The organism is Alteromonas sp. S005 (assembly GCF_036864475.1).
In the GTDB taxonomy this organism is placed as follows: Bacteria; Pseudomonadota; Gammaproteobacteria; order Enterobacterales; family Alteromonadaceae; genus Alteromonas.
In genome coordinates this window covers 17,411-29,101 of record NZ_JAZETN010000007.1, presented here as the reverse complement: position 1 = coordinate 29,101, position 11,691 = coordinate 17,411, and the positions used below count along the sequence as shown (strand labels likewise).

General features: G+C 43.8%; 7 protein-coding genes. 3 read left to right on the top strand and 4 right to left on the bottom strand.

Features of this window, described 5'->3' with window-relative positions:
* Positions 1 to 23: 23 nt before the first annotated feature.
* Positions 24 to 869: a formate/nitrite transporter family protein gene (locus tag V7R55_RS10135; protein WP_334059358.1), complete on the bottom strand. Its 846-nt coding sequence runs from the start codon at positions 867 to 869 to the stop codon at positions 24 to 26.
* 309 nt (positions 870 to 1,178) lie between these two features.
* Between V7R55_RS10135 and V7R55_RS10130 the strand changes: the two genes are divergently transcribed.
* The gene (locus V7R55_RS10130; RefSeq protein WP_334059357.1) at positions 1,179 to 3,314 is read left to right on the top strand and encodes a methyl-accepting chemotaxis protein; all 2,136 of its coding nucleotides are present in this window, start codon (positions 1,179 to 1,181) and stop codon (positions 3,312 to 3,314) included.
* Between the two features lie 69 nt (positions 3,315 to 3,383).
* Here V7R55_RS10130 and V7R55_RS10125 read toward each other — a convergent pair whose 3' ends face one another.
* Positions 3,384 to 6,281: a M16 family metallopeptidase gene (locus tag V7R55_RS10125; protein WP_334059356.1), complete on the bottom strand. Its 2,898-nt coding sequence runs from the start codon at positions 6,279 to 6,281 to the stop codon at positions 3,384 to 3,386.
* A 320-nt stretch (positions 6,282 to 6,601) separates the two neighbouring features.
* Between V7R55_RS10125 and lepB the strand changes: the two genes are divergently transcribed.
* A complete protein-coding gene (gene lepB, locus V7R55_RS10120; RefSeq protein WP_334059355.1) occupies positions 6,602 to 7,276 on the top strand; it encodes a signal peptidase I in 675 nt (224 codons plus the stop codon).
* Between the two features lie 449 nt (positions 7,277 to 7,725).
* Positions 7,726 to 10,320, top strand: a complete 2,595-nt coding sequence (locus V7R55_RS10115) for a TonB-dependent receptor (RefSeq protein ID WP_334059354.1) — start codon at positions 7,726 to 7,728, stop codon at positions 10,318 to 10,320.
* Between the two features lie 80 nt (positions 10,321 to 10,400).
* Here the strand turns inward: V7R55_RS10115 and V7R55_RS10110 are convergent, their stop codons facing one another.
* Positions 10,401 to 10,796, bottom strand: coding sequence for an MAPEG family protein (locus V7R55_RS10110; protein ID WP_334059353.1), 396 nt, complete (start codon positions 10,794 to 10,796; stop codon positions 10,401 to 10,403).
* A gap of 149 nt (positions 10,797 to 10,945) precedes the next feature.
* Positions 10,946 to 11,590, bottom strand: coding sequence for an adenylate kinase (gene adk, locus V7R55_RS10105; protein ID WP_334059352.1), 645 nt, complete (start codon positions 11,588 to 11,590; stop codon positions 10,946 to 10,948).
* Positions 11,591 to 11,691 lie beyond the last annotated feature (101 nt).

The following is an 11,691-nucleotide window of genomic DNA, read 5'->3' as shown; positions in this document are numbered from 1 at the left end:
TATTTGTCGATTTCCTTACCTTTCTACTTCTCAATTTCCCTTGCTACTTGTCCATAAGCTAGCAATGCGAAAAGTCCTGTTCCGCCAACAATATTTCCCATCAAAGTTGCGCCTATTAGCGCAGTAGTTTCGGCAACACTGATATTTCCTTGCAGAGCCAATAGAAATAGTTCAGTAGAACCAGCAATTACGTGGGTAAAGTTACCGATGGCAATAAGGTAGGTAAAAATAACGATCATCAATATTTGGGAATGCTTAACCGAAGGCTTCATCCACACTATAGCGGCAATGATAAAGCCAGACGTAATGCCGTAAGAAAAAGCGTCTGATGGAGTTAGCTTGGCGTAATGTTTAGATATTGCCGTCATTCCTTCGACAAGCTCTGGTGGAACAGCTTGCAGACTATAACTGAAAAACGCCGCTAGAAATGTTCCCACCATGTTTGCAGCAAAAACAATACTCCACAGTCGCGCAATGCACACTCCCATATGAAGAGATGGCTTACTTAGCAATGGTAAAATAACTGACAGCGTATTTTCGGTAAATAACTGTAGCCGACCTACGATTACGAGTACAAAGCCTACTGTATAGCCTAGGTTCTCTATTACAAACTGATAGGGAGAATGAGAAAAAAGGTGGTGCAAAATGCCTTCAGCTAAAATAGAAAGAGAAATGCAAATACCTGCCGCAACCCCAGACCACCACAGCGACATCATAGGCCGTTGAAGTTCTTCCAGCCCTTCCCTGTGGACAATCGCGTACAAAGACACAGAATTTAAGCCCTGATTATCTCTGACATCTTTTTCTTCCGTATAGCTCAGTGCAACATCTTCACGTCGATCATCCGCTTCACTCTTTTTATTCGACATTGGATTGTCCCGTCCTTTTTATTCAATACACAAATTATTGCTAATTATAACTACGTGCTTTATCACCTATTTCGGTCATGATACCCACCCAAAAAGTATAAATTTAAATACCTGTGTACTTATCGATAAACCATTTAATCAGTGTCTTAAGAGGAGGCATACGTATACTTGGCAGTCAAATTTAAAAATCTCCTACGCTCAATCAAACTGTGCTTTGCGGCAAGCTAAAACAAAAGTATTTCCGTTAAAGTTCTCACTCGAACGCTCCGCTCAATGCGGGTTACACTCATTCCAGCTAAGTTAGTATCCATGAAAAAAAGCTACTCTTTGTCGTCTAAACTCATGTCTGTCGTAGGCATACTCTTTATCTTGCTTGCTACGGTTTTTATTGGCGTAAGCTATGCGCTGCTTAAAAGTACAGAGCGTAAAATCGATCAACATGTTAATTCAGAAGTTGTCGACCAAATAGAGAGGACAGTATCGGCCAAGGCTTCACAATTTGCAGCCCAAACAGAAGCCCTGCTTAACAGTGCCCACTACTTGCCGACTGCGCTTGCAACCCAGTTGACCTCGAGTATTGAAGCTAGCGATGAATTGTCGTTAAGTAGAGAGCAGACAGAGAGGCTGGTTAAAAGTGTGCTAACAACGAATGTTACATCAAGTATGTACGCTCAGTTCGAGGCTAATTTGTTCGATGGCAAGGCAGCAGAAAACAGCAGCGGAAAGACCCATTCGACCCCTGGCACAGGAAGCTTTGAAGTCTATTTCATTCGCGGGGCTAATGATTTGCCCGAACAGGTTTTGATTACCGATCCAACGCTTAAACATGACGCTACTTTAGATGAGTTTGGCTTCAGGGCTGCAGAGTGGTACCTGTGTAACAAGGAAACGCTTACACCGTGTGTATCTAACCCTTATAAATACGAAATCCGTGAAGGCTACAGCGAACTAATGACAAGCCTTACGGTTCCGGTCATTGCTAATAATCGTTTTCGCGGAGTGGTAGGCACTGACTTAAACCTCCCTATTATCCAAGAACGAGCTGAAAGCCTAAAGGCATCGCTTTACGACGGTAATGCTGAAGTTTATGTCGTAAGCCAAAATGGTTTGGTAGTTGCAGCAACGAGCGCGAAAAGTAAATTAGCGCGTCCATTCTCTGAAGTATTTAGTAATAAAGAGAAAAGTAGTCGCCTGCTAGATGCAGAGTCACGGTCAGGTCTCTATGAAAGTGACGGGATGCTATATGTTTCAAAAGACATATCGCTTGATGTCGCTAAGGTGAAATGGAAAATGATTGTTGGCGTTAATAAAACCCATGCGCTGGCACCGATCACTTCACTAGAGGCAATGATCTCTTCATCAGTAACTTCATTATTAACGACTCAACTAATTGTAGCGATAATATGTACCGCTATAGCCCTAGCTCTGGTTTTCGTTTTCACAAAGAGTATTATTCAACCAGTGCGACAAGTCGCGCAAAGAATGGAAGAGCTTGCGGGGCAAGGCGGCGATTTGACACAAGACATTCATGTTAATTCCCACGCGGAACTTATTCAGTTGAGCGAAGCTTTCAACTTATTTAAAGAACGAGTACGTGATTTATTAGAACAGGCTAAGCAGTCATGCGCCCAAGTTATAGCGCAAAGTGAACAAACGCAAAGCCACGCTCAAAGCACAAATTCACTTATTCAAGTACAACAAGCCGAAATTGATAGTGTAGTTACTGCGATTACGGAAATGTCGCAAACCGCGCAGGAAGTAGCGGGGACCGCTGCTGATGCAGCCACAAATGCGGATAACGCCACAAGTTCTGTAAAACAGACGGAAAACGAAATTTCAGAATCAACACATTCTGTAATAGCCTTATCGACGGAAATGGAAAACGCATCTGACGCAGTCCAAGCGGTTTCTCAACGAAGTGCTGATATCAAAAAAATCCTCGACGTTATCGGCGCAATAGCTGACCAAACCAACCTCTTGGCGCTCAACGCTGCTATCGAAGCGGCACGCGCCGGAGAAAATGGCAGAGGATTTAGCGTAGTGGCCGACGAAGTCCGTTCTCTTGCATCTAAGACTGCTGAATCAGTGGGTGAGATTGGAAGAGTTATTACAGCGTTGCAAAGTGAAGTTGATCATACGGTCAACACCATTCATATGGGCAGCCAGAAAGCAGAAAGCGCAGCACAGCTTTCACAGTCAGCACTGGAAAAAATGCAAAACACTGTACTTCAAATCGGTGAGATAAGTGACCGTATGACTCAGATGGCGGCGGCTGCAGAAGAGCAGAGCCAAGTCAGTGAAGAGCTAAACAGAAACATGGTAGTAATAGGCAATGCCACAACTGAAGTATCGAGTAATTCGCAGGCATCGGCAGAAAGCTCAAAAGCCATTTTTACCGCGGTTAGCACGCTAGAACAGCTTTTGGCCAAACTGAAAACACAATAGCAGCGAGCGCGAGTATAACAACAGGCTATTACCGGTAGCGGAAATAGCCTGTTTCTCGCAAACGCTTTATCACTGTGAAGTATCGAGCAGTACTGGTTTACCTAGCCCTAGAGCTTCAAGACGCTCATACTGTGTCGCTTTATCCCCAACAATTAGATAAATCATCTTATCTGGATGCACATAGTCGCCATATAGGCGTTTAACCTCTTCAACGGTCAGCGATTTCACCTCTGCTTCTTGCTGCAATACATAATCGTCAGCAAAGCCATAGTCACCAATTTCACTTACCATATTTAACTTTGCTCCAAGAGTTTCAAACGCGCGTGCGCCAGATTTGAGCGTGAAGCCTTTGGTAATGGCAAGATCTTCATCAGAGTAGCCTTTATCAAAAGACGCCAATATATCCATGATCGCTTGTGTCGCTTCAAGGGTCACGTTTGAGCGAACTGAGCTTCGAATAGTAAATTCGCCGGTATACTGGTCGCTAGAAAATGACGATCGAATACCATAGGTGTAGCCCTTATTTTCACGGAGTTCTTGCATCAGTTGAGAGGCGAAACCTCCCCCACCCAATCGGTAGTTCATTACACTAGCTTTATAGGCGTCTTGATGATGAACGTTGGGTGCAGAGTGTCCGAAGTACAATATCGACTGCTTTGCGCCAGGAACATCGTAGAAGAACAGCTGGGCCTTTTGCGGTGAAGCAGGCTCAGACACGGTTGGAAGCATAACATTTTTAGCGTCCCAGTTATCGTTGAGCATGGATAATGTGTCTACAGCTTCCTGTTGACTGATATCGCCCACAATGCGCAGTTTAGCGACCATTGGTGAGACATTATTAGTGTAATATTTCCGTAGGTCATCAAGCGTAATATTTTGAACTGATTCAATGTCACCCAAAGTTGTTCGAGCAAACGGGTGCGTTTTTCCGTATAGCAGTGATTTAAACTCTACAGATGCTATTGCGTTCGGATTTGCTTTAATTTGTTCAATCTGATTAATCACATCGTCTTTCGCTAGTTCAAACTCCTTCTCATCAAAACGAGGCGAAAGAATAACCTCAGAAACTAACTCTATTAGTTTGCCGTAATGTTTAGACAACACGGTACCGCTGATAGTTAAGGCAGTTTCAGAAGCGCTAGCGTCTAAGGATGCACCTAAAAGCTCAATTTCCTGCTCTAATTGTTGAGCGGTTTTATTAGCTGTACCTTTAAGAAGAGTTTCGGCTAATAAATTTGCGGTGCCCGCTTTGTTTTCTGGGTCAAGCAACATCCCACCCTCAAGCTGTAATTCAAAGGCGACAAGCGGTACTTCGTCATTAGAGATGCCAGTTACACCAATGCCTGAAGAAGTTGTGCTTTGCCAAACTTTCGGAGGTGTTATTTCGATGCTATCACCGTAACTAGGCTCTTGAGTGCGGTCAAAAGATGAAGGAGTCCGCTCATATTCAGCAGCAACCGTAGCATCAAAGCTTTCTTCTGCGTTCGCTACTATCTGCTCCTCAACTACCTTAGCTTTTGTAGAGCCGTTTAATACTAAGTCTTGTCCGCCTTTAGGAACAAAGCTCGTAGCAACATAATTTTTATCTTTAATGTAGGTGTTATATACACGCATTACATCTTGCTGGGTTACGCCCAATATCTTTTCAACGTCTTGGCTTATGTAGCCTGCGCCACCCGCAAATATCTCGTATTGGGCGAGCTGAAACCCCTTACCTAGCACGCTGGAAAGACCTTGATAGAACTGGGTTTCTTGCCCTGCTTTTATCCGCATTAAGTCTTCTGTAGAAATGCCTTCATCTTCAAAACGTGCAAACGCTTCTTTAACGCCTTGGGCAACTGCATTTAAATTGACCCCATTAAACGCCATAACCTGAAGTTGCAATTGTCCTGCTATCTCCGCGTCATAACCGTATAGGTATACATTGCTGGTAAGTTTCTTTTCATCAATAAGCACTTTGTTAAGTGGCGCATTCTTACCTTCGCTTAGGTATTGAGAAAGCACTTGCAAGGCGTAATAGTCATTATGGTATTCGGGCACGGTAGGCCACACCATGGTTAAAAGTGGCGCTTGAGCGAAATTATCAACGTGGAATCGTTTTATTGTCTCTTCAAGCTTTGCAGCTTGAGGCGCTAATTTATTGATTTGGTCTCCTGCGGGAATTTCCTCAAAGTACTTTTTAACCCAAGCCTTTGTTTGAGCTACATCTATGTCACCCGCAATAGTAAGCACTACATTATTAGGGACGTACCATGTCTCAAAAAAGTCTTTAACGTCGGCAAGTGTAGCGTTTTGTAAGTCTTCGAGTGAACCAATCACTTGCCAACTATAGGGGTGACCCGCGGGATAGAGATTTTTATCTATGACATATTGGTTATGGCCGTAGGGGCGATTATCAACACTCTGACGTTTTTCGTTTTTTACAACCTGCTTCTCTTTCGCAAGGACGGGCTCTGTCACGGTGTTAATGAAAAAACCCAACTTATCTGCTTCAGCCCAGATCAATTTCTCTAAAGCATCAATGGGAACCGTTTGGTAGTAATTGGTACTGTCACGACTCGTTGAACCATTTGCCCCAGATCCTCCAACCCTAGCACTGAGTTTGTCTAAACCTCCCTTTCCTAAATTTTCTGATTCGAGGAAAAGTAAGTGCTCAAATAGATGAGCAAACCCGGTACGACCTTCCTTTTCTCGGGCCGAACCAACATGCGCCGTCAACGCGACAGCCGCCACTGGGTCTGATCTGTCTACGTGTAATAGCACAGTAAGTCCATTATCTAACGTAAATCGTTCATAGCCTACCTTGAAAGAAGTTTCGCTCTGAGAGTTCAACTTCGTTTCTTCGACAGAAACTGGCTGACTTTTATTTATACTATTCGTGTTATAGATGCATCCCACCGACACTGCACTTAATGCACTAACGGCAACGGCAGCATATATTCGTTTTAAATTTAATCGCGCACGCATTGTTCTTATTTCTTTATTAACCAAATTATGTAAGAAGTATCATAAGCGGGCAGGCACTGCACGAGATTAGCCCCAGCCCTTATGCACTGCCTAAGTAAAACTTTCTTACGGAACCTACATTCAACTTTCGCCCAACCAATATTAAACATTTGATTTTAAAATGACTTTATTTATGAAAACGAAATGACAAACATAAAAACTGAAGTAATTTCAACTATGCAGCGACACAGTTAGTTACATTTTCGTCACAACATAAAATTGAACGAACGCACCACAATGATCTCTATATCAAGTATAGAGAAGGCTTTCAAAGCTTTTAAATGAATTTACCAGATGCTAATAGTGAGAATGCGATTGTGACAAACATCAAGCAAAACGTTAAAAACAACCTGCCTTTTATTCTATTTATCGTTTTGCTCTTCTCATTTAGAAGCAGTGTAGCTGACTGGTATCACGTTCCCAGCGGCTCTATGGAACCAACAATAATGGTTGGGGATCGGGTGGTTGTTGATAAATCGGCATATACGTTAGAACTTCCCTTTACCGATGTTGTCGTTGCTCAAACTGGCGGTATCAAACGCGGCGATATTGTAATTATCGACAGCAACGCTGCTAATACAAGGCTCATAAAGCGAGTTATTGCCATAGCGGGTGATAAAGTTGAGCTAAAAAACAATGTACTTTTTATAAACGGTGAAAAGGCAGCATTAAATCCGACAGGTGGTCAATTGTATTCTGAAACCATTCTAGGCCAACATCGCACTATTGCGCTTAATCCAATACCGAGCTTCGCTAATAGTTTCGATGTGGTTACCGTACCAAAAGCTCATGTCCTTGCTCTGGGAGACAATAGAAACAATAGCGTAGATTCCCGCTACTATGGTTTTTTTCCAGTTGAGGAGGTTCAAGGCAAAGCGACGTCCATTGCATTTTCTTTAGACACACATAATAAGTATTTACCCAGAAAAGACAGAGTTTTTGTTGCGCTTCAATAAGCGCAGCTAGGTTAAGCCTTTCGTTTAAAAAAACTATAGGACATTTACATGCGCTTAAATTTGCGTCAGTAGTGAGCTGCTTAGATATTCAAAAGCTGCTTATCTTCAACGGCTGTTGAAAAATTAAAACCAATCATCTCTCCTTCAAACTATTACAAAATATCCGCTAATTTTTGCCTGTAATTTAACCACAGGCTTATAGTTTTATGGTCGAAACATTCCACGCTATCCCGCTATTTTCAGGCTATCTACATCTTCTTTTAACTATTCTAATTAAAAGAGCCTAATACTCTGAAGTAAGTCTTGCTTTACACACTTTGTAACCAAGTGTCACATCTTTCGCATTTTACGCTATTGCAACTTTAGTATAAGGAATGTTATTGATAATTTTGCAGCATAGATAAGCTGCAAAACACACAACAAGTAAAATGGACAATAAGGAAATAATAATGAAACAAGGTCGTAAAGTAAGTGCAATTGCAGTGGGATTAGCACTTTCAGGAATTACCTCTTTTTCTCCTGCATATGCACAGCAAGCTGACGAAGAAGCAGCCAACCTTGAACGAATTGCAGTGACCGGCTCTCGTATTAAGCGTACAGATATGGAAGGCCCCTCACCTATTCAATCAATTGATGCAACTATGATTGACGGTATGGGTTACGAAAACCTTCAGCAGCTACTTGAGCGTATGCCTGCTACCGGCGCGGGAACTTTTTCAACGCGCAATAACAGCCAAGACTCCACCGCCAACGGCTCAGCAGCCGTATCACTAAGAGGCATGGGGCCTGATGCGACGCTGGTGTTGATTAATGGTCGCCGCGTGGCCATCAGCGCATTTGCGGAAAGTATTACCAATTCATTTGTAGATATTAACTCTATTCCCGTTTCAGCCATTGAACGTATTGATATTCTAAAAGACGGTGCTTCAGCAATTTACGGCTCTGACGCGGTTGCGGGTGTAGTTAACGTAGTACTTAAGAAAGATTTCGAAGGGCTAGAGCTTAATGCAGGTTACGGTGGCACTACAGGCCCTAGTTACGATGAAACAACCGCAAGTCTATTGTGGGGCTCTCAAAGCGAGAAAAGCAGTGCTACTGTTATCATTGACTATTTTAACAACAGCACGCTAGGTGCTGATGAAATAGGACGTTTTGGTACCGCGAATCAATCGCCTTATGGCGGTATGGATTTTCGTTCTTCCCGAGGTTACCCTGGCTACTTTTATGTAGATGGCGTCAAAACCATCGATCCAGACTGCCCAGAGGATAGCGCTACGGCTTCTGGTAGTTGCTTGTTCGACTACGGCCCTTTCGGTCTTACCATCCCCGCTTCGGAGCGTGTAGGCTTCATCGGTCAATTTGATTACAAAATTGGCGATGAAACCACAGCGTTTATGGAAGTAGCTATGCAGCACAACACGTCTGAAGCAGGCGGTGCAGCAACCCCACTTGATGAAGACGCTGGCTTGACCGTTCCAGGTACTCACCCAGATAATCCGTTTGGTCAAGACATTGAGATAGGTCGCTACCGACCTGTTGATGCTGGCGCACGTCGTTGGGACATTGAGTCCGATACCCTTCGTTTAGTCGCAGGGCTACGCGGTACATTTAGCGATTATGATTGGGAAGCGTCAGTACAAAAAGGGCGCAGCCGTTCAGAGCAAAGTGGCGATCAGTCACAGGGCTGGGTTCGCGTTGATTGGTTACAAGAGCAAATTGATCTTGGCAACTACAACCCATTTGGCGGCGTAACTAACCCGCAAAGCGTTATAGACGAAATTACTACTAGTTTAGTGCGCCGCGGTGAGTCTCGAATGACCAGTGTCGATGCACATATTACGGGCGAAGCCTTTGATTTTGGCGACGATGTAGTCATGATGGCTGCAGGTGTTGAGTATCGTGAAGAGCAAGTATCTGACGTGCCTGACGTCCAATTCCAACGCGGTCTGATCTTTGGTACTGAGTCAGTATCAGCTTCAGCCGAACGTGACCAGTATGCTGCGTATTTAGAGCTTTCAATTCCGTTGGCTGATGAGTTAGAACTTCAGTTAGCAGGCCGTTATGACCACTACAGTGACTTTGGCAGCACTACCAACCCTAAGATTGCGTTACGTTGGGCTCCAAGCGATGAAGTGACAGTGCGAGGTTCTTGGGCACAAGGGTTTAGAGCACCATCTCTTGCACAAGTTGGCCTTGGTCCATCGCAGAAAAGCGTATTTTTTGTAGATCAATATCGCTGTGATGCCACCGGTCAAGACTGTGAATCCCTAGATTACAACATCGAGTTTGCAGGTAATCCGGATCTAGATGCAGAAGAGTCAGAATCTTGGAACGTAGGTGTTATCTACGCTCCTATTCAAGAACTCGGCTTGAGTATTGATGTATGGAGCATTACCCAAGACAACAAAATTGACGAACAGCAGTTTGGGTTGGTTTACGACGCAGAGTGTAATAATCAAGACAGCACAATCTGTGTTCGTCTAGACCCGCAGCAAGGTGAGTCACTAGGGGTTATTCAGAAAATTTTCAACACTTACCAAAACGTATCGTCACAGGAAGCCTCTGGTGTAGACTTCAGTGCTAATTACAGCATGGAACTTCAAGAATACGGTAACGTGCGCTTTAACCTAGATTGGTCTTATATGAACGAGTTTGAAAAAGATGGTCTAGACTACACAGGTGAGTATGGTTATCCAGAACACCGCTGGTTGTTCGGCACAACATGGTCAAAAGGCGCGTTTGATGCCAACTTGAACATCAGTTTTATTGGTGAATTTGAAGATACACCAGACATTAACTTCGACGGTGTATTGGACTTTGAAGAAAACACCTCAAGAACCGTTGATTCGCAAATGTTGGTTGATTTGCAGATTGGTTACAACTACAGCGATAACCTTCGCTTAGTGATTGGTTCAAACAACTTACTGGATGAAGAGCCACCATTTGCCATCGGTAACGGTGATAGCGACCTTTACGGTTATGTAGGCGGCGTGCACAACCCGCGTGGCCGCTTTGTTTACTCTAAACTAACTTATCGTTTCTAAAAGTAGCTCAAAAGAAAAAGCGCTCGCTGGCACTATTTTGCCATGAGCGCTTTTTAAATAAACCTATGGCAGATACTACCTTACAAACCAAAGTGAATAAGCACGAGGTTTCCAATCGCGGCACATAACATAGCAAGAAACGTCAATATCATGCCCGCAAAGCGCTGCCAGCTAACGCCTGAGTGACGCCCTAGTCCATAAGCATGGAAAACACGACCAAATAACAACGCACTTCCTAGAGCGTGAACAGCCCATACTTGGCCCGTATTGGCTTCGAAACACGCGATCATAATGAGAGTAATAGGCACGTACTCACTAAAATTACCGTGGGCTCTGGCTAGTCGACTAAGATCTTCATGACCTCCGTCGCCTATACCCACTTGATGACGACGCCTGGCACCAATAACTAAAAACGACAAGTACAGGTAACAAATACCCAATAAGCTGGCGTAAAACGCCGTAATTGGCAAAACCATGGTTTACTCCACATGTTATCGTTATAACGCGTAGTTTTAATCAGGGATTAAACCTTACGTCTATTAGAGGCTATTAAACGTTATCCGCTAATAAGTTACAAGCAACAAAAAAGGCCGCCTAAGCGACCTTTTATAAACGTTGTCGGCGATTAACCTAAACGCTCTGCTAATTCAGCACTCACTTCTTCAACTGGACGTGTACCGTCAAGCTTGTGGTATTCACAGTTTCCAGCGTCAGCTTCAGCACTGTAGTAGTTTACAAGCGGCTTAGTTTGCTCATGATAAATCGCAAGACGCTTGCGTACAGTTTCTTCTTTGTCGTCGTCACGAACAATTAGATCGTCGCCTGTTTCATTGTCTTTACCTTCCACCTTAGGCGGATTGTAAACAACGTGATAAACGCGGCCCGATGCTGGGTGTACGCGACGACCGCCCATACGTTCAACAATTACATCATCTGGAACATCAAACTCAATGCAGTGGTCAACAGAAACACCTGCTTCCTTCATTGCATCAGCTTGTGGGATGGTACGAGGAAAACCATCTAACAAGAAGCCGTCTTTGCAGTCATCTTGTGCAATACGCTCTTTAACTAGGCCAATGATGATCTCATCAGACACTAGCTTGCCTTCGTCCATTACACGCTTAGCTTCTAGACCTAGCTCTGTACCTGCTTTAATTGCAGCACGAAGCATATCGCCCGTTGAAATTTGTGGAATGCCATATTTGCCCATCAAGAACTGAGCTTGTGTGCCCTTACCCGCGCCAGGAGCGCCGAGAAGAATGATTCGCATAAGTGCGTTCTCCGCTTATGATTTTTAAACTTTTTACTTCGGGCACTTTACACATTCAACACTGTAGTGACAAGTGTAAGAAGTACCGTAAAGTTAATCTT